Consider the following 20,679-nt stretch of genomic DNA (forward strand, 5'->3'; position numbering starts at 1 on the left):
GGTCTGGTCATCAACAGATCCGCCGCACCGACGCCAGGGGCCAGCATAGGCTCCGTACCCTAAAACATCATCGGCCCGCGTCGCTCCTCTCCACCGTTTCGGTTGAAGGTCGGGCCGTTTTATTTGAAAGAGAGAACCCAATGAATGTGAATGTCTTTGTCACCTGCCTTGGCGATGCCTTGAAATCGCGGATGGCGCAAAACACCGTGCTGCTGCTGGAGCAGCTCGGTTGTCAGGTACATTTCCCGGAAAAACAGGGATGCTGCGGGCAGCCCGCCCTCAACAGCGGTTATATCCAGCAGGCCACGCCGGGAATGAAAACGCTGATCGCCGCACTGGAGGAGAATGACGACCCGATCATCTCCCCCGCCGGTTCCTGCACCAACGCCATTCGCCACTACGCCCATTGGCTGGCGGACGAGCCCGACTGGGCCGCCCGTGCCGACCGGGTCGCCGCCCGCATGTACGATCTCACCTCCTTCATCGTCAACCGGCTGGGCATCGCCGACGTCGGCGCCCGGCTGCCGGGGAAAGCGGTCTATCACCCGTCGTGCAGCCTGTTTCGCAAATTGGGCGTGCGCGATGAACCCCTCACGCTATTGCACAATGTCCGCGATCTGGAATTGCTGCCGTTTCACGCCCAGGAGACCTGCTGCGGCTTTGGCGGCACCTTTTCCGTCAAAATGGCGGAAATCTCCGGTGAGATGGTGAAAGAAAAAGCGGCACACATCATGACGGCCGCACCGGATTACCTGATCGGCGCGGATATCAGTTGTCTGATCAATATCGAAGGCCGCCTGCGCCGCGAAGGCCATGCGGTCAAGGTGATGCATATTGCCGACGTCCTGATGAGCCGCTAAGGAGATAACATATGTACCTCAAAACCAGCGATGTGCCGTTTCGAAAACGTATCCGCCAGCAGATCGCCGACGACATCATGCGTCCGGCGGTCGCCAATGCTCAGGAGCGCATCGGCGCTAACCGGCAGAAAATGGTGGATGAACTGGGCCACTGGGACGACTGGCGCACGCGCGCGGCACAGATTCGCGCCCACGTACTCGACAATCTGGACGCCTACCTGTTCCAGTTGGCGGAGCAGGTGACGGCCAACGGCGGCAAGGTCTTCTTCGCCCAAACCCGTGAAGACGCCACCCGCTACATCCTGCAAGTGGCGCAGAAGAAAAACGCCCGTAAAGTGGTGAAATCCAAATCCATGGTGACGGAGGAGATCGGCATGAATGCCGTTCTGCAACAAGCCGGGATTCAGGTGATCGAAACCGATTTGGGGGAGTACATCCTGCAGCTGGACGAGGATGCGCCTTCCCATGTGGTGGTGCCCGCCATCCATAAGGATCGGCATCAAATCCGCCGGGTCTTGCAAGAAAAACTGGGCTATGACGGCCCGGAAACGCCGGAGGCGATGACGCGCTTCATCCGTCACACCATCCGTCAGGAATTTCTCAGCGCGGAAGTCGGCGTGACCGGCTGTAATTTCGCCGTGGCGGAGACCGGCTCGGTCAGTCTGGTCAGCAACGAAGGCAACGCCAGATTGTGTACCACCCTGCCCCGCACCCATATCGCCGTCATGGGCATGGAGCGCGTCGTCCCCACTTTTGAAGAGCTGGATATTCTGCTGGCCATGCTGGCGCGCAGCGCAGTCGGCGCACGCCTGACCGGCTACAATACCTGGCTCACCGGCCCGCGCGACGCCGACGACGTGGACGGCCCGCAGGAATTTCATCTGGTCATCGTCGACAACGGCCGCTCGAAAATTCTGGGGTCGGCCTTCCACGACGTGCTGCGCTGCATCCGCTGCGGCGCCTGCATCAACACCTGCCCGGCTTACCGCCATATCGGCGGGCACGGCTACGGCTCCATCTATCCAGGGCCGATCGGCGCCGTTCTCTCGCCGTTGTTGGGCGGTTATGAGGACTTCAAATCGCTGCCTTACGCCTGCTCGCTGTGTACCGCCTGCGACGATGTTTGCCCGGTACGCATTCCACTCTCCGGGTTGATTCTGCAACACCGGCGCGTGCTGGCGGAAAACAGCATGACGCCGGGTACCGAGCGGCTCATCATGCGGCTGTTTACTTACGCCAATAGCCATCCGGGGATATGGAAAGTCGGCATGGTGGCCGGTGCCCATGCCGCCCACTGGCTGATACGAAAGGGGAAAACACCGTTCAACCTCGGCGCTATCGGTGAATGGACGGAGGCGCGCGATTTACCCCAGCCGGACGGCGAAAGCTTCCGCAGTTGGTTCAAAAAGCATCAGAAACAGGAGCAGCAATGATGGAAAACCGCGATAAATTTCTGGCGACGATCGCCCGCCAGCTTGGTCGCGATCTGCGCCTGGCACCGACGCCGCTGCCCGCGCCGACGCACGACTACGCCGGAACGCGGCTGACGGATCTGACGCCGCAACAGCGATGCGACGCTTTTATCGACTACGCTTCCGGCGTGATGCTGGCGCATTGTGAGCTGACCCATGAAGCCGACGCCGCCGATGCCGCCGTCCGCCTGTGCGACCGTTACGGCCATGCGCCGGTGGTGGTCAGCGGCGACCCGCAGCTGCAAACGCTCGGGATTACCGATCGCCTGCGGCAGGCCTGCCAGGCCCACTGTTGGGACGCGCATCTGGGCGACGAAAATCTGCGGCTGGCGGAGCAGGCCAAAGTCGGCGTGGTTTACGCCCGGTACGGTCTGGTCGAATCCGGCGGCGTGGTGCTGTTTTCCTCACCGCAGCAAGGGCGCGCCATCAGCCTGTTGCCGGAGTCGACGATTTTCGTCGTGCGCAAAAGCACGCTGCTGCCGCGCGTCGCCCAGCTGGCGCAGGCATTACGCCAGTTGGTTCGGCAGGGAGAACGCCTGCCCTCCTGCATCAATCTGATCGGCGGCCCCAGTTCCACCGCCGATATCGAACTCATCAAGGTTGTCGGAGTTCATGGCCCGCTCAACGCGGCTTACCTGATCATTGATGACACGCCGGCGTCATAAGCGAGCGATGGGCGGCCTCTCGTGATGACGAAGACGCCGCCCATCTCGCTCGCCTGCGTCGTCACGGACAACCCTAAGGGCCACCCCCTGCGACCTGAAGTATGACGGGTATATTTACAGGAAAATAAGCTGGGTATTATTTCATTCACGCCTTTTATGAATAAACTATCGTTCGGTTAAAAAATTAAATTAATTAACAATCAGGCAAAATCAACCTCCCATTCTTAAATAACTTCAGTGACAAAAAAGCGGCAAGAGAGTGAATTCCGATGCGCTTATTCCACTAAATGATTCGAGTAAACAAACACAACCGACGCCTCTGTAATATAAAGTAGCCCGGGTATATTGCCTTCAATGATAAAAAGGCATCTAATAGCCGGTAATTTTGCTCACCCCGGCGTAACACATGACGTTCAAGCAACTCGAAGCACTTTATTGGGTCGCCCAGTTAGGCGGCTTTTTACCTGCCGCAATAAAGTTGCATACCACCCAATCCGCTATATCCAAACGCATACATGAATTAGAAAGTTTATTGGATGTCGATTTATTCGACCGGCATCAGCGCACCTCTCGTCTGACGGAAAAAGGCGAAGAGATGATGATTCTGGCCAAAAGAATGCTGGATATGCGAACTGCTTCGCTGGAGCAAATCAGCTCGCCGCACGTTATCGAACGTACCATCCGTATCGGGGTGACGGAGTTGACGGCAATGACCTGGCTACCCCGGCTGATCGCGCTGATCCAGCGCAACTATCCCCGGGTGACGGTTGAGCCTGACGTCGATATGAGCCTTAACCTCCGGGAAAAGCTGTTCACCGACGATATCGATCTGATGATTGTGCCCGACGCATTCGCTGAAGCCCGTTTCGCTTCGCAGCCTGTCGGCCAGGTTGAAAACGTCTGGATGTGCAAACCAGGGTTGCTCGACCACACTCAGCCCATTCAGTTGCACGAACTGGGCAAACATAAACTGTTGATCGATAAATCTGGCTCCGGTCTGCTTTACCACCGTTGGTTTAAATCGATCGGTTTTAAACCGGCGGATAAACTCATCAGCAACAGTATTGTCGCACTGATGGCGCTAACCATTTCCGGTCTGGGCGTCGGTTATTTTCCCCGTCACTGTCTGCAACAGTTGGTGACGATGGGAAAACTGGTGGAACTGGATATTTTCCCCACATTACCACTCACAACCTATGTTGCCATGTATAAAGCGGATGTTCGCAGCGAACTGGTTTCGTCTATTATTATGCTGGCGCAGGATTGCTGTAACTTTAATACCATCTTACGCAGCGAACCTTAAAAAAACGTATTATTCCCCGGCATAAAAATACCGACACCGACAAATAAAAAATCGCTTCCTGATATTCAGAAAGCGATTTTAAAATCATATTATCTTATATTTTAAGGCATCAACCGGGATAAATGCCGCGCTCTTTTCTTGCCGTCAGAATACGCTCACAGGCCACAATATAAGCAGCGGTTCTTAACGTACAATCTTTCTCTTTGGCTTTATTCCAGACATGTGTGATCGCATCACGCATAATTTTATCCATGCGGGCATTGATTTCATCTTCAGTCCAGAAATAACTGGCGATATCCTGCACCCATTCAAAATAGCTGACCGTCACCCCGCCGGCGTTACAAATGACGTCAGGAACCACCGTGATGCCGCGCTGCGTCAGGATGTCGTCGGCTTCCGGATAGGTCGGCCCGTTGGCGCCCTCCAGCACTAACCGGCAGCTCAGGCGTTGCGCGATATCGGCGGTGATTTGCCCCTCCAGCGCCGCTGGAATGAGAATATCCATGTCGATATCCCAAAAGCGGTCGCCCTCAATGGCCTCCGCGCCGGGGAAACCGGCAATACCCCGGTGCGTTTTTTGCCATTCCACCAGTTGTTCAACTTCAATGCCGTCGCGGTTATACAGGGTACCGGTGTGATCCTGCACACTGACAATATGAGCGCCGGATTGAGCGAACAGCAAAGCCGCTTCGCTACCCACATTGCCAAACCCCTGCACCGCCACCCGCAGGCCCGCCACCTCGATCCCCAACTGCCTGGCCACTTCAGCACCGGTGACAAACACACCGCGCCCGGTGGCCTTCACACGCCCTAGCGACCCACCGAGATGCACCGGTTTACCCGTGACCACGCCAGTCACCGTCGTGCCCATATTCATGGAATAGGTATCCATCACCCAGGCCATGACTTTGGCATTGGTGCCTACATCCGGCGCCGGAATATCCTGCTGTGGGCCGATAATCAACCCAATCTCACTGGTGTAGCGCCGGGTCAACCTTTCCAGTTCGCTTTCGGAGAGCGACGACGGATCGACCCGAATACCGCCTTTGGCGCCGCCGAATGGCAGATTGAGCGCGGCGGACTTGATAGTCATCCAAGCGGACAGCGCCATCACTTCGTTCAGGTCTACGTCGGGGTGATAACGAATGCCCCCTTTGCCCGGCCCGCGCGATAGATTGTGTTGCACACGAAACCCTTCAAAATGCCGGATGGAGCCATCGTCCATCACAATGGGAATATCCACAATCAACGCACGTTTGGGATGACGCAGCGTATCAATCCACGGCGACAGCTCCCCCAGATAGGGAGCAACGCGATCAATCTGCGCCAGGTAGGTTTTCCATGCTGTTGTCGCATTTTCACTGACATAAGAAAGCTGAGACATAATAACGATCCTGTATCAATCAATGATCTGGAACTTCTCGACGGTATCACTTCATTATGTATAACCGCAGCGGGCGGTTATTCCACCACAACCCGAAAATCTTACGGCGATGCCCCACCGCGCCAACCGATGCCGCGGTAAGAAATCATGCCAAATAGCGCCGATGCAAACAGGATGGCGCTCACATATGCCATGAAAATCAGGATGCCGTCATCCTGCCCTGCCGCTTCAGCCTGACGATCAACAACCCGGTCAGCGTCACATTCACCAGCGACAGCACCGTCACCGCCAGCAACACACTGCGGGCACCGCCGAACTCAAACAGATAACCGCTGAGTAACGGCGTCATCGCCTGCCCGATCAACGACGGTCGGGCGATGTTCCCCATCACCACGGCAAACTCTTCAGGGCGCAGAATGACCAACGGCAAGGTGCCGCGCACAATGGCGCGCATCCCATTGCCGGCGCCGTATACCACCACCGCCAATGCGGCATGCGCCGGGAATACGGCGATAAACACCACGCCAAGTAACACCAGCGTGACGGAAAACAGCAGCGACCAAACCGGATGACGAATGCGCGCCACCATATCCAGCACCCGCACCGCCACCTGGCTCGGCCCGATTAGCGCGCTTATGCCAATCGCTGCGGCAAGGCTTAGCCCTTCATCTTGAAGAATATCAATCAGTTGTACTGACATAACGGTCATTGTCACCGCTGAAAGCATGAAGATATTGGCCAACAGCAGGTACAACCGACGATCAACGGTAACGGCGACGGTCTGCGAGTGCGCGGCATTGGCACGCGCCTGGCGAGCAACAGGCAAGGTACTGCGATAAACCGGCCAGACAACAGCGACCAACAGGACGGCCCACAACACGCAGGTATGTCGCCATCCCCAGTGGGCAACGCCGAACGCCAGCAGCGGCCAGGCTACCGTAGTGCAAAAACCGGAAATCAGCGTGATCAGCGTAATGGCGTGTTTCGCCTGTTTGCCGTAACAGTCGCCCAGCGTGGCATACAGCGCGTCGTACAACCCCATCGCCATTGCTACGCCCAGCACCACCCAGGCACCGATGAACATCGGCAGTGTGGTGGAATACGCCATCAGTAACATGCCAAGCGCCGTGACTATGCCGCTCCAGGCCAGCATGTCGCGGCCGCCATGGCGAGAGATGTACCTGCCGCACCGGGGCATCACCAGACCGGACACCAGAATCCCGATCGACAGAGAGCCATACACCCACTGACGTCCCCATCCGGTCTCCGCCATAATCGGCCGGGCCAGTACGGACAGCACGAAGAAGGATCCCCCCCACACCAGTATTTGCGCCACGCCAATCATCACGATGGCTAACAATGTCGGGCGATCATTGACGACCTGCACCCCCACATCTGAATAAGACTGACTCACCACACACTCCCGCTACGCGCTCCCAAGAACCGGTAACGCTTCCCAAACATGACTCGTCGGAAACTTTTCAACGCTGCCCCGACATTTTTTTCAATTAAAACAGATAGAAAGTGCTGTGACGAACGAGTTAATTTCTCGCTGTCAGATGAAAAAAAGCGATATGAGCGTGACGTATGCCATCAAAAAACGCGGCAGGCAGCGGAGCAGGGTAACGTCGGAAGCCGTCGGTGGAATGCTGGAATGGCGCGCCGCGCTACCGACATGGACAGGGAATTGGCCGTCAAGACCGAGAGCAAGCAGTTGTTGGCGTTATAGGCTAACTTCATTACCATGTCGCGTTTGCATCAATGTATTGTCGGTAGACGTCAATCAGAGGAGACCAGGTTGTCCTTTTCTCAAACTTCCCAGATCTATTGGATGAATAGAAAACGGGCCGCCATCCTGTTTTCCTGTATGTTGCTAAGCGCATTTCTGGTGATCAGTTGGAGCAGTTATCAGGTTGCCCGCCACTCGCTATTCGATGAGATTTCAGAAAACTCGCTGCCGCTCACCAGCGACAATATCTACTCCGAAATCCAGCGCGACCTGCTCAACCCTATTTTCATTTCATCGCTGATGGCGCACGACACCTTCGTCAAAGACTGGGTGCTGGCGAATGAAACGGATCCACAAGCGATGATTCGCTATCTCAGAGAGATAGACCGCCGCTTTAACACGGTGGTTTCCTTTTTTGTTTCCAATAACACCCGCCGCTATTACGATCCGGATAGGATAAACCACACGCTTTCCGAGCAATCACCGGAAGACCAGTGGTTTTTCGACATCAGGAATGCGCAAAGTAGCGACCCTTACGACATTGAAATCCATACCGATCCGGAAAATCGCACCCGGATGGATATTTTCATCAACTACAAGGTGTTCGACTACAACGGTAATTTTATCGGCGTCACCGGCGTCGGCTTGCCGGTACAGCGGGTGACTCAACTGATTGAAACTTACGAACAACGCTACAACCGCACCATCTACTTTATCGGTGAAAACGGCGATGTCATGCTGCACAGTAAAACATTTCGTCGCGAACTGAACATTCATCGGCAACCGGGATTACAGCAGCTAGCGACACAAATATTGACGGCGCCCGGCGGTAACTATCAGTACCGATTGGATGATGACAATATCTTTCTGAACACCCGTATCATTCCGGAGTTTGGCTGGAAACTGATGGTGGAACAAAGCAGCAATCCGCACGACCAACGATTGTGGCTCATGCTGCTGAAAAACACCGGTCTCAGTATTCTGGTCAGTGTCACCATGTTGATATTGCTCTGGTTAACTATCGGCGCTTACCAGCGGCGGCTTGAGCTGATGGCAACCACCGATAAACTGACCGGCCTGATGAACCGACAGGCATTTGAATACATATTCCGGACGCTGCGCATGAAGCAATCGGCGCAGCACCACACCTTTTCCATCATTCTGATTGATTTGGATCACTTCAAAAAAATCAACGATAAGTACGGACACAACATCGGCGATCGGGTGCTGGTGCGCGCCGCCTCGCTGATAAAACGCGCGATTCGCAAAACGGACTTCGCCTGCCGCTGGGGCGGCGAAGAGTTCGTGGTACTGCTGGGGGATTGCTCGCTGCATCAGGCTCATCAAATCGCCGAGAAGATACGTCAGGCCGTCCGTTTTGCGCTGGTATCGCACCGGCATCAGGTCATCGATATCACCCTCAGTTGCGGTGTGGCGGAGTCCCATTCGGGCGAGAGCATCGACCATCTGGTGCAGCGCGCCGACAAAGCGCTGTACCAGGCCAAGCGCCAGGGGCGAGATCGGGCGATCATGGCCGATTAAACGCGAAAGAAGCGGTGTCGCCCCATCGGATGCCAAGAAACGGTATCGCCTAAATCGGCGCACCGGGGGAAGAAATACCGCCGGCTAAGCGTCAGTTACAACCGCCATCACATTTATCGCCGAAAAAAACGCGACCGCTTTGACTTTGGTACGAAGTCAGGAGTACATGAAACTATAAGGCGTGTAACTGGTAATGCAGGCAAGACCTGAAGTCAGCTTCTCTCTAGGAGAGATAGCGGCTTCAGGTTTTTTTTTGGCTCCGAGAAGGGGATCCCTCCGATGAATCTTCAAAAGACGGCGCAAGACATCATCCAACTGGTGGGTGGGCTGGAAAATATTACGCACATTGAGCACTGTTCGACGCGATTGCGTCTGAGCCTGAACGACAACGCTCGGGTCAAGGTCGCCGAACTGGAAAAATTGCCGGGGGTGCTGGGCGTAAGACTGAACGTACAGTGCCAGGTGATCATCGGCAACGACGTGATCAAGGTGTATGAAGCCGTGCGCGCACTGGCCGGCGACCAACCGGCGGCCACGGGCAATACGCCACCGAACGCTTCAGGCCGACTGGCGCTGGTGGTGGACTTCGTCATCAGCATCTTTCAGCCGTTGATTCCAGCCATCGCCGGCGGCGGGGTGCTCAAGTCTCTGCTGCTGCTGTTGGATCTGGTCGGTTGGCTGAGCCGCAACAGCGCTACCTATAAGATTCTGGATAATATCGGCTCCGCACCCTTGTTCTTCCTGCCGATTCTGGTGGCGATCACCACGGCGACGAAGCTGAAAGTCAACGTGTTGGTCGCGGTGTCCGCCGTCGCCGCGCTGGTGCTCCCGGCTATGACCAAGCAGTTGGCAGACGGCGCGGTGTTCATCGGGTTCGACCTAAAAAACATCGCCTACGCCTCGCAGGTGTTCCCGGCCATTCTCTGCGTCTTGTTCTACGCCCAGACCGAGAAAGTGTTTAACCGCTATTCGCCCGGTGCGGTGCGCATCTTCTTGTCGCCGATGCTCTCGCTGCTGGTAACGGTACCGGTGACACTGTTGATTCTCGGGCCGCTCGGCTACCAGTTGGGCAGCGGTTTGGCTACCGTCATCCTGTTTCTTTACAGCAAACTGGGGTTTGTCGCTACGGCGCTGCTGGCTGCCGTGTTGCCGTTCATGGTGGCTTCCGGCATGCATAAACCGATGATTCCGTATGCCGTCTCCTCCATGAGCCAGTTCGGGCGCGAGATGCTCTATTTGCCCGCTTCGCTGGCGCACAATATTGCCGAATCCGGCTCCTGCTTCGCCATTGCCTTAAAAACTAAGGATAAAACACTGAAATCCACCGCGCTGTCCGCCGCGATCTCCGCCCTGTTCGGCATTACGGAGCCCGCACTGTACGGGGTCACGTTGTTGAATAAAAAAGCGCTCTACAGCGTGATGACCGGCAGCATTATCGGCGGCGCGTTCATCGGCTGGATGGCGATCGATGCGTTTGCCCTGGTGGGGCCGGGGCTGGCCAGTATCTCGATGTTCATCTCGCCGGACAATAAACTGAATATCGTCTACGCCTTCGTCGGTGCAGGTATCTCCTTCGGCATCGCCTTCATCACCGCCTTGCTGCTCTGGCAGGACAGCCAACCCGAGACCACAGCAGCCACACCGTCGGCCGAGACCACCAGCATGATCGATCTGGGTTTCAACAGCCCGGCCGACGGCAAAGTGATCCCACTTAGCGAGGTCAACGACGAGGTATTTTCAACCGGCATCATGGGGGATGGCGTCGCCATTATTCCGTCCCACGGCGTACTCTATGCCCCCGCCGCCGGTACCATCGCCAACGTATTCGAGACCGGCCACGCGGTCAGCATGCTGACCCATACCGGCACGGAACTGATTTTTCATATCGGTATCGACACCATCAAACTGTGCGGTCGTTATTTTCATCCTAAAGTCGCCGCCGGTCAGGCGGTCAACACCGGCGACGTACTGGTGGAGTTCGATCTGGAAGCGGTCGTCAACGCCGGCTACGACCCGGTGATCATGATGGTGGTCACTAATAGCGGTCGCTTCCATGTCAACGCCGAAACGGCTGAAACCTCTATCAGCAACCGTCAAATCATCATGACTGTAAAGGAGTCTGTGTAATGGAAAAACCTGCGGCATTTCCGGATAACTTTCTGTGGGGCGGCGCCATTGCCGCCAACCAGGCCGAAGGCGCATGGAATCAGGGCGGCAAAGGGCCGTCCGTGGCCGATGCCATCGCGTATAAGTCGAATCTGGACGTCAAGAATTACGCCGGCCATATGTCGGTCACGGATGAAAACATTGCCGATGCCCTCAACGGCCTCAACGATGGGCAGTACCCCAAGCGGCGCGGCATCGATTTTTATCACCACTACCAGGAAGATCTGGCGCTGTTCGCCGAAATGGGGTTCAAAGTGCTGCGGGTGTCGATCGCCTGGTCACGTATTTTCCCTACCGGCGAAGACTTGGAGCCTAACGAAGCCGGTTTAATCTTCTATGAAAACCTGTTCCGCGAAATGCGGCGCCTGAAGATTGAACCGCTGGTCACACTGTCTCATTACGAAATGCCGCTGGCGCTGAGCGAGAAATACAACGGCTGGGTACATCGCAAGGTGGTGGACGCCTTCGTGCGTTTCTGCAATGTCTGTTTCGACCGCTACCAGCATCAGGTGCGTTACTGGCTGACCTTCAACGAAATCGACAGCATCCACCGTCACCCGTTCACCACCGCCGGGATCCGCGAGGAGAAATCCCAACCGGGTAAAGCGAAACAGGATATTTACCAGGGGCTGCACCACCAGTTCGTCGCCTCGGCGCTGGTCACGCGCGATTGCCACGCGAAAATTCCGGGTAGCCAGGTCGGCTGCATGCTGACCAAACTGACCACCTACCCCCGCACCTGCCGTCCGGAAGACGTGGAAGCGACGCTGCACAAAAATCTGGAAAACCATTTCTACGCCGACGTACAGGTATTCGGCGAATATCCGCCGCTGATCTTACGCAATCTCGAACTGCGCGGCATCCATATTGAGATGCAGCCGGGCGACCTGGAGATCCTCAAGCAGCATACGGTCGATTTCGTTTCATTCAGTTACTATATGTCGCTGACGGAATCCACCGAGGCCGATGCAGAACGCACCGCAGGCAATACCGTCCTGGGGGTGAAAAACCCGTATCTGCCCGCCTCTGAATGGGGTTGGCAAATAGACCCTGTCGGGTTGAAAATCTCGCTGCTGGAACTGTACGACCGTTATCGCAAACCGTTGTTTATCGTGGAAAATGGATTCGGTGCTCGGGATACGGTCGAGGCGGGGAAAATCCACGATCCGTATCGCATCGACTATTTTCGCGCCCACTTTGAACAGATGCGGGACGCGGTACATCTGGGTGTCGATCTGATGGGCTTTACAAGCTGGGGGCCGATTGACATTATCAGTGCGGGCACCTCGCAAATGTCGAAACGATACGGTTTTATCTATGTCGATCAGGATGATGAAGGCCAGGGTACGCTCAACCGGCTGAGAAAGGATTCGTTTTACTGGTACCAGAAGGTGATTGCCACCAATGGTGCAGATCTGACGTAAACCGCTGCACACAGCCGCAGGTGAATACGGTGATAATAGTCAAGAAATCCTTGAATAACAGTATGTTGCTTGTCGATAACAACCATCAGGAGATGATCCTGTTCGGCAAAGGCATCGGGTTTGGCACCAAACCCGGCACGCCGATCGACATGGCGCAGGTCGAGCAGGTGTTCATTCCGCTCGAAAACCCGAAATCAAGGCATTTTCTTTCGCTGGTCGACACCATCCCTGCGGCCTTTTTCGATGTTACGCACGACATCATCGCACTGGCGCAGCCGCAGTACACACGCAAACTGAACGCCATCCTGTTGTTCACGCTGGCGGAGCATCTCTACTTCGCGGTGGAGGAAGCCCGCAGCGGCAACCGATTCGCCAACAAGCTCAGTTGGGAAATCCAACGCTACTACCCCACAGAATACGCGATCAGCCTACAGGCCAGAGACCTGATCGGCGAACGCTTCGCCATCCATTTGCCGGATGACGAAGCCGTCAACATCGCTTTTCATTTCATCAACGCGCAAAGCAGCGAAGAGAGCGCCAGCGCCCATCAACAGGTGGAACTGGTCAACCGTATCGCCGAGATCGTTCGCTATCGTCTGAACCGGGATCTGGATACCCACTCGGTCAACTACATGCGTTTTATTACCCATCTGCGCTATTTCGCCGAACGGGTGCTCACCGGCAAAACCGTTGCCGACAACAACGAGGATTTTTATCAGGAATTCCTGAAACATCGCCCCGATGCGATGAAAGTGTCCTGGGCCATCCGGGACTATATTCAGGAAAAATACGCCATCAGCCTGCCGAACGATGAACTGACCTACCTGACGATTCATATCAGTCGACTCGCGACGAGCCCCTAATAGCGCCGACAAACCAGCGCCTGCCCCCCACAAGAGGCTGTTATCCTTCAAGGCCTATCCGTTAAAAAATCGGGCGTGCGGGACATCGTCGGGCGAGGCTCCCATGGCGAACCGCCCCCTTCTTTTTCCCGTGTATCACGACCCGATGGCTTAGGCTTGAGCGCATGGCATGACGTTATCCCCGTCATGACCGATGTTCAGGAACCCAGATAGTTGAAGATGGTCGCCCCCTGCTCTGCCGACGACACCGCTTGCCGGAAAACAGAAAACAGCTCCCGACCAGACCCGGCATGCTCGCGCGTCAGATCGATAACCGCGTTATCCCGTTGGCTGATATCCGTCAACACATCCATCCGCCCACTGGCGGCGTCAACCCGCACCCGATCACCGTCACGCAGACGCGCCAGCGGCCCGCCGCGCTGCGCTTCCGGCGAGAGGTGGATCACCGCCGGCACCTTGCCGGAGGCGCCGGACAGGCGGCCATCCGTCACCAACGCCACCTTCAACCCGGCTTTCATCAGGTTGCCGAGAATCGGCATCAATGTATGCAGTTCCGGCATCCCGTTCGCCGCCGGGCCGTTATAGCGCACCACGATCACCACATCCTGAGTAAATTCGTTAGCCTGGTAGGCTTTTTCCACATCATGCTGCGACGAAAACACCCGTACCGGCGCCTCGATGAAATGGTGCTCCGGCGCGACCGCGCTGATTTTGATCACGCCACGCCCCAGATTGCCCGATACCACTTTCAAGCCGCCTTGCTGGCTAAAACAGGCGCCCGCAGCGGCAATCACGCTCGGGTTGGTTGATGCGCCGGCAGGACGATAAATCACTTGTCCGTTCTCCAGTTGCGGCGTTTTCAGGTAGTCCGCCATCACGCCAAAGACCGGTGTCGCATCCATATGCAGCAAACCGCGATCCGCCAGTGCGCTCATCAACGCCGGCACGCCGCCGGCCTGCTGGAATTCATTGATATCCGCCGGGCCGTTCGGGTACATCCTCGCCAATAACGGCACCCCCTGCGACAGCGCGTCCAGGTCGTCCCAGGTCAGAATGAACCCCGCGGCCGCTGCTACCGCCACCAGATGGATCGAGTGATTGGTGCTACCGCCCGACGCCAGCAGCGCCACCAGACCGTTGACGATCGCTTTTTCATCCACCACCTGATACAGCGGGCGATACTGCGTGCCGTTCTGCGCCTGCGCCGCGACCTGTTCGGTGATCATGCGCGTCAGCGCCGCACGCAGCGGCGTATTCGGCGCAACAAACGATGCTCCCGGCAGCATCAACCCCATGGCTTCAAACACCAGTTGGTTGGTATTGGCCGTGCCGTAGAAAGTGCAGGTGCCCGGCGAGTGATAGGCATCGCATTCCATCTGCAACAGGGCGTCTTTCCCGACCTGCCCCGCCGCATATTGCTGTCTGACCTTCACTTTTTCGTCGTTGCTGATCCCGGTCGACATCGGGCCGGACGGCACAAATGCGGTCGGCAGATGGCCGAACGACAATGCCCCCATCAGTTGGCCGGGGGCAATCTTGTCACACACGCCGAGCAACAACGTCGCATCAAATGTATTGTGACTCAGAGAGATCGCCGTCGCCTGTGCGATGGCATCGCGGGAAAACAGCGACAGATCCATGCCGTCCTGCCCTTGCGAAATCCCGTCGCACATGGCAGGCACACCGCCGGCAATCTGGGCGCTGTGCCCCAGTTCCGCCAGTACCGCTTTGATCTGATCCGGGTAGTTGCCATACGGCTGATGCGCGCTCAGCATATCGTTGTAGGCGGTGATGATGCCGACATTGGCGCGAGTGAAATCGAGAATGGCGCTCTTTTGCGACGAAGAGCAGGCGGCGACGGTATGCGCCAGATTGCCGCAGGAGAGCTGCTTACGGGTTTTACCGTTCGCACCCTGCGTGCGCATTCGCGTCAGATAGCGGTCGCGGGTCTGGCGGCTACGTTCGGCAATCCGGCGAGCAACCTGTTCAATCATAAGATTCATGACACCACCTCCAGATGCCGCTCGGACAGACGTTCGATGGCCTTAAGGCAGCGTGCCACCACGTCGTCAAACGAACCGGCGATATCAATGTTCACCACATCGGTTTCCTCCGCCAGCGGCGCTTCCAGCGTATCGAACTGGCTTTTCAGCAATTCTACCGGCATGAAATGGCCGTTACGCGCCTGCATCCGCTGCCGTACCAGTTCAAAATCTCCGGCCAGATGCAGAAAAATGACACGCTGATTACCTTCGCGGATCTGATCGCGATATTTCTTTTTCAACGCGGAACAAACGATGATGCCGGTTTCGTTTTTCTGTTCGAGACTGAATGACGCATCACGGATACGTTCTAACCAGGGGGCGCGATCCTCATCATTCAGTGGCTGTTTACTGGCCATTTTTAGAATGTTGTTGCGCGGATGCAAATCGTCGCCATCAATAAATTTTGCCGACAACGCTTTAGCCAGCGCGGCGCCCACTGAGGATTTTCCGGTACTGGACACCCCCATCAGAATAAAGCTACGTCCCGTCATGATTTGGCCTCGGTCTCAAAAATTTTCATTACTTTCGTCACTACCGACGACTTTACCACGTTACCGGTAACATGTTACCGGTAACAATCAAATTTGTGACAAATGCCGCAAATCAGCATGTCATTCAAACCATGTGCTAAGCATCAATAGCCGCATGTTTATAGGCAACACATAGGATGGCGTTATAGACAGAAGAAGAGGCCGGGAAGAAGGAGGCTGGCGCACGGTTATTTCATCACATCGGGCGACGCGTTATCTTCTGGAGGGATAAAACCGGTTTATCAAATTTCATGTGTAGAATTACGCTGAGATACTACGCAATTCGGTAATTATCGCTTTACAATCTTAAAGCTGAGTCCCGTGATTATTCGCGACGCCGCCCAGATGCCACCAGGATAATTAATTTTTACGTTGATAATAACTATGTATAAACGAATTGGCATTTTCGCTGCTTACACACGCATTCTGTTTTATGGTCTGACACTATTTTATGGTCTGGTAATGTTTCCCAGCGGGACGGCATGGGCACAAAATGCCCGTATTCCGCTTAGTGAGTATTTCTTTGAAACCTGGTCGACAAAAGACGGCCTGCCACACAACAGCATTAACGCTATCGCACAAACACGGGAAGGATATCTGTGGTTTGGCACTTGGGAAGGCTTTGCCCGCTATAACGGCCAGAGTTTCCGCTTGTTTGAACGCGGCGCCGAAACCGGATTGCCCGATTCGGGTATTCAAGCGCTGATCGCGGAGCCGGACGGCGGTCTATTGGTGGCAGGCGCTCGCGGCGGGCTGTCATCGTACCAGAACGACATCTGGCAACCCTATGCGCCCGCGCCCACCATGATCAATTCCGTCATGCGTGACCAGGCCGGAAACCTGTGGATGACCATGCCAGGGAGAGGCGTCATCTTCCGTCCCACCGCTGAAAAAAGCGCCGCGCAAGATCAGCAAATTATCGATAACGTCACCGCCTACAAAATCGTGGAAGACGATAACGGCACGGTTTGGGTCGCTACTGACAATGGCCTTTATCAGGTGATCGACCATAAAGCCACGCTGGTTCCATTTGCCAGCGGTTTACCGCAAGTTCGCGTGTTCAGCCTGCTCGTCACCCGCGACGGCACACTGTTGGTCGGCACCGAAAAAGGCGTATGGAAACGCGACGGTCAGAATTTCACGCTGTTGCATCCCGCATTAGCCGGTGAAGTGGTGTCCGCCATGTTGCAGGATAACCAACAGGATATCTGGTTCGGCACCATCAACCACGGCATCTTCCGGCTCAGCCCGGCGGGGCTTGAGCAGCTCAACATCGATAGCGGCATTATTCGTAACCGCGTACAGGTGATGTTGCAGGATCGAGAGCAGAGCATCTGGATTGGCACCAACTCAGGGTTGCTTCGCCTGCGGCGGGCGCCGTTTATCACTATCGGTACCCGTCAGGGCCTGAACGGCGACTACATCCGCACAGTGATGGCGCATTCCGATGGTAGCCTGTGGGTCGGCAGCAGCACCGGCCTGAACCGCATCAATAATAGCCGGGTTGAGCAAATCAACTGGAGCGAACACACTCAACCATCGGTACTTAGCTTGGGGGAAGCCAGGGACGGTAGCGTGTGGATTGGTACCTATACCGATGGCCTATTACGCTGGAAAAACGGGCAGCTCACCGCCGTATTACGGCAAAACGACGGTCTGCCCAGCAACGAAATACGTTCAATCATCACCGACAGCCAACAAAACCTGTGGATCGGCACGGCGTCAGGGCTCAGCGTATGGCGCACTGACGGCACGATACGTAATTATACCGCCGATGATGGTCTGCCCGCCGGCTTCATCATGGCATTGCAGGAAGATGAACAGCATCGCATTTGGGTCGGAACCGGTATCGGCGTTTCTGTTTTCAGCGACGGCAAGTTCCACAAAATCGATATTTCCGGTATGGACAACGCGGAGTATGTCTTCGGTTTCTACAGTGAACCCGGCTATATGTGGATGACGACCGATCGTGGTCTCATTCGTTACCGCTTTCGGGATGGCGCCATCGGCATGGTTGGACGCAAAGCCGGCCTTCCCATCGACAAGCTGTTTCAAGTCACGCCTGATCATTTGGGGTATTTCTGGCTAAGCTCTAACCGCGGCATGATACGCATACGCCAGGATGATGCCCGGGATGTGGTGGAAGGCAAGAAGCGGAAACTCACCACTCAGCAACACTTCGGTGAAAGCGACGGTATGGTCAGCGCGCAGGCCAACGGCGGTTCGACACCTGCCGCCACCGTCGACCAGAACGGCAGCATTTGGATAGCCACCGCCAGAGGTGCGGCAATGGTGCATCCTGAAAGTTTGTCTGATTTCGGCAAAACACGACTGACGGCGGTGATCGAATCCGTCGACGGCAACCACAAACCCACTCGTGAGCACGATGGCCTCGTGTTCCCCGCCGGAACCACTCGCATCCGCATCAACTATTCGGGGCTGGGCTATGTGCTCCCCACCCGTATTCTCTATCGCACCCGGCTGGAAGGTTTCGATCCGCAATGGATCGACAGGGGTAATGATACGTCGGCGGAATACACCAACCTGCCGCCGGGCGTCTACCGCTTCCGCGTGACCGCCAGTTACCCTTATGGCGAGTGGAACGGTGCCGACACCGTCGTCAATCTGCGTATTGAGTCCTTTATCTGGCAACGTTCTTCCTTCCAGGGGCTGCTGGCGCTGACGCTGTTACTGACGTTGTTGCTGTTGTTCCGCTGGCGGCTGGGCCTGGCCCGCCGTAACGAGGCGCGCTTACGTGATCTGGTCGCCGTTAAAACGCTGGCATTGCAGGAGCAGGCTGAGGCGTTTGAACGCCAGGCCAGAGAAGATCAACTGACCAAACTGGATAACCGCCGGGTATTCGACGAACAGTTGATACGCTGTTTTGAAGACTCACAACGTCACGATTACCCATTAACGCTGGCTATCTTCGACATTGACCATTTCAAACAAATCAACGACCGCTGGTCGCATGTAGTCGGCGACAAAGTGTTGCAAACCATTGCCGATATCCTGCGAAATTTTCATCAGGATGCGATGTTGATCGCCCGCTGGGGCGGCGAGGAGTTTACCTTGCTGTTTCCCCGGATGGCGGTCGAACAGGCAGCGGTAGTATGCGAATCGCTGCGACTGGCGCTGACTAAAGCCGACTATCAGACCATCGCCGACGGGTTGAGCGTGACAGCCAGTTTCGGGCTGTGTGATTCATTCACCGCCAAAGACAGCCAAGAGCTGATAAGACAAGCCGATCATGCGTTATATCTCGCCAAACAAAGCGGCAGAAACAAGGTGGTGTGCTGGTCAGATAGAAACCCTATCGCTGCCGATCATTTCCACATCTGACGCGACTGCGCGTCGGACTGGGTAACGACGTCGCCCCGGCGTCCTCTGGGCCGGGGACGCACCGTTTCCGGCCCTTTTCTCAACCCGCGCACACCAGGCACGACACGAGAAACCCGTCGCCGTAATAGATTTGTATAACAACCTTATTAACGGAAATTATCTGGGGTACTATATACCCAAGCGATATTATTTCGGGCCGAAACGTGCAAACGCTACCGTACTACTCTCCTGATACAGATCATTTGAAGCTACGGGCTTTCCGCTTCATCCGGCGCATGTTTCTTATGCGTCAGCTCGGCACGTTTCTGTGCTTTTTCCCCATCGCTTCCGTACTGTATGAATTATCCCGCAGTTGGCCGCTGTTCTTGCTGCTGGTGCTCAATGCTTTCGTCTGGCCGCATATTGCCTATGCCGTTTCTTCGCACGCACGGGATCCGGTAAAAGCCGAATTTATTAATATGACGCTGGATACCGCTTTCGGCGGTGCCTGGGTCGCCTTGATGGGGGTATGCCCGCTTCCATCGGCGATCATCATCTCTATTCTGATCGCCGACCGCTACGCCGCCGGGGGGTGGAAGCTGCTGCGTATGTCGACCGTCGCCTCTTTCGTTTCCTTTATCCTGGTCTGGACATTGCTGCGCTTCGAGCATTACACGATATTGTCTGAACGCACGCTCTGGTTGACGCTGCCGCTATCCACCATTTACATGATCACGCTCAGCGTGGTGTCTTATCAGTTGGCGGCACGGCTGCGTGAAAAAAGCCGGGAACTGGAACGTATAACCCTGATGGATCCCTACCTCAGCATTCCCAATCGGCGGTTGTTCGAACAGCGCCTCGACAAGGAGTTTCTGCGGACACAACGCGGTGAAAGCCATGCATACCTGATGCTGATTGATGTTGACCATTTCAAGTATGTCAATGACAGTTACGGCCATGAAGCGGGGGATTACCTGCTGACCGAAATTTCCGTGGTATTGCGCACCATCGCCGGGAAATATGATGTGCCCGCCAGATTCGGCGGTGATGAGTTAGGGATCATTATCCAAAACAGCACGGATAAAATCGTCACGATGACGGCTCACCAACTTCATGCCAAAGTGGCGACCATTCGCCTGCCCGCCGACCCGTCCTTCTGTTGCACCATCAGTATCGGCATCGCCAGAGCCGAACACGCCGCCACCCCGCAAAGTTGGCTGAATAACGCGGATCAAGCGCTCTACGCCGCTAAAAAGAGCGGCAAAAACCGCTTCCATATGATGGAGCACGAGTCTGCGGCGTAATCAGCCGCGCCCATCAATGCCAGTATCCCTTATCCGCTTGCCAAGTGATAACGCGCGACAGACGAAATAAA

General features: G+C 55.8%; 14 protein-coding genes. 10 read left to right on the forward strand and 4 right to left on the reverse strand.

The genetic code is table 11. The annotated features are described in order from the left end of the window. Positions 1-140: 140 nt before the first annotated feature. The 4 genes from HEP82_RS05260 (at position 141) to HEP82_RS05275 (ending at position 4,300) form a co-directional block, all read left to right on the forward strand. Positions 141-860 carry a (Fe-S)-binding protein gene (locus tag HEP82_RS05260; protein WP_192457132.1) on the forward strand — a complete coding sequence of 240 codons (720 nt, stop codon included), beginning with the start codon at positions 141-143 and terminating at the stop codon, positions 858-860. An 11-nt stretch (positions 861-871) separates the two neighbouring features. Then, positions 872-2,293, forward strand: coding sequence for a LutB/LldF family L-lactate oxidation iron-sulfur protein (locus tag HEP82_RS05265; protein ID WP_192457133.1), 1,422 nt, complete (start codon positions 872-874; stop codon positions 2,291-2,293). Beyond that, positions 2,293-2,997 carry a LutC/YkgG family protein gene (locus HEP82_RS05270; protein WP_192457325.1) on the forward strand — a complete coding sequence of 235 codons (705 nt, stop codon included), beginning with the start codon at positions 2,293-2,295 and terminating at the stop codon, positions 2,995-2,997. The genes HEP82_RS05265 and HEP82_RS05270 overlap by 1 nt, the downstream gene beginning before the upstream one ends. Positions 2,998-3,403: 406 nt before the next feature. After that, entirely contained in the window at positions 3,404-4,300 is an 897-nt protein-coding gene (locus HEP82_RS05275; protein WP_192457134.1) for a LysR family transcriptional regulator, read from the forward strand. Between the two features lie 109 nt (positions 4,301-4,409). On the opposite strand, the gene HEP82_RS05280 is transcribed toward HEP82_RS05275, so the two are convergent. Both HEP82_RS05280 and HEP82_RS05285 read right to left on the reverse strand, forming a co-directional pair. After that, positions 4,410-5,684 carry a Glu/Leu/Phe/Val family dehydrogenase gene (locus HEP82_RS05280; protein ID WP_192457135.1) on the reverse strand — a complete coding sequence of 425 codons (1,275 nt, stop codon included), beginning with the start codon at positions 5,682-5,684 and terminating at the stop codon, positions 4,410-4,412. A 199-nt stretch (positions 5,685-5,883) separates the two neighbouring features. Then, entirely contained in the window at positions 5,884-7,098 is a 1,215-nt protein-coding gene (locus HEP82_RS05285; protein WP_243061604.1) for an MFS transporter, read from the reverse strand. A gap of 417 nt (positions 7,099-7,515) precedes the next feature. On the opposite strand from HEP82_RS05285, the gene HEP82_RS05290 reads away from it, so the two are divergent. From HEP82_RS05290 to HEP82_RS05305, 4 genes are all read left to right on the forward strand, one after another. Continuing rightward, positions 7,516-8,955, forward strand: a complete 1,440-nt coding sequence (locus HEP82_RS05290; RefSeq protein WP_192457136.1) for a sensor domain-containing diguanylate cyclase — start codon at positions 7,516-7,518, stop codon at positions 8,953-8,955. Positions 8,956-9,234: 279 nt separating this feature from the next. Then, positions 9,235-11,082, forward strand: a complete 1,848-nt coding sequence (locus HEP82_RS05295) for a beta-glucoside-specific PTS transporter subunit IIABC (RefSeq protein ID WP_192457137.1) — start codon at positions 9,235-9,237, stop codon at positions 11,080-11,082. After that, on the forward strand, positions 11,082-12,545 hold the full coding sequence (locus tag HEP82_RS05300) for a glycoside hydrolase family 1 protein (RefSeq protein WP_192457138.1): 1,464 nt from the start codon (positions 11,082-11,084) through the stop codon (positions 12,543-12,545). The genes HEP82_RS05295 and HEP82_RS05300 overlap by 1 nt, the downstream gene beginning before the upstream one ends. Before the next feature lie 29 nt (positions 12,546-12,574). After that, a complete protein-coding gene (locus HEP82_RS05305; RefSeq protein ID WP_192457139.1) occupies positions 12,575-13,408 on the forward strand; it encodes a PRD domain-containing protein in 834 nt (277 codons plus the stop codon). A gap of 197 nt (positions 13,409-13,605) precedes the next feature. On the opposite strand, the gene edd is transcribed toward HEP82_RS05305, so the two are convergent. Further along, positions 13,606-15,411 (reverse strand): phosphogluconate dehydratase, encoded by a 1,806-nt coding sequence (gene edd / locus HEP82_RS05310; protein WP_192457140.1) that lies wholly within the window; start codon positions 15,409-15,411, stop codon positions 13,606-13,608. Continuing rightward, positions 15,408-15,944 (reverse strand): gluconokinase, encoded by a 537-nt coding sequence (locus HEP82_RS05315; protein ID WP_225622340.1) that lies wholly within the window; start codon positions 15,942-15,944, stop codon positions 15,408-15,410. Before HEP82_RS05315 ends, edd begins: the two co-directional genes overlap by 4 nt. Positions 15,945-16,367: 423 nt before the next feature. Here HEP82_RS05315 and HEP82_RS05320 point away from each other — a divergent pair, with 423 nt between their 5' ends. Further along, positions 16,368-19,325, forward strand: coding sequence for a ligand-binding sensor domain-containing diguanylate cyclase (locus HEP82_RS05320; protein WP_192457141.1), 2,958 nt, complete (start codon positions 16,368-16,370; stop codon positions 19,323-19,325). Between the two features lie 275 nt (positions 19,326-19,600). Then, the gene (locus HEP82_RS05325; RefSeq protein ID WP_407938274.1) at positions 19,601-20,608 is read left to right on the forward strand and encodes a diguanylate cyclase; all 1,008 of its coding nucleotides are present in this window, start codon (positions 19,601-19,603) and stop codon (positions 20,606-20,608) included. The last annotated feature ends 71 nt before the right edge of the window (positions 20,609-20,679 follow it).

This window comes from Musicola keenii (assembly GCF_014855505.1).
GTDB classification, from domain to species: domain Bacteria; phylum Pseudomonadota; class Gammaproteobacteria; order Enterobacterales; family Enterobacteriaceae; genus Musicola; species Musicola paradisiaca.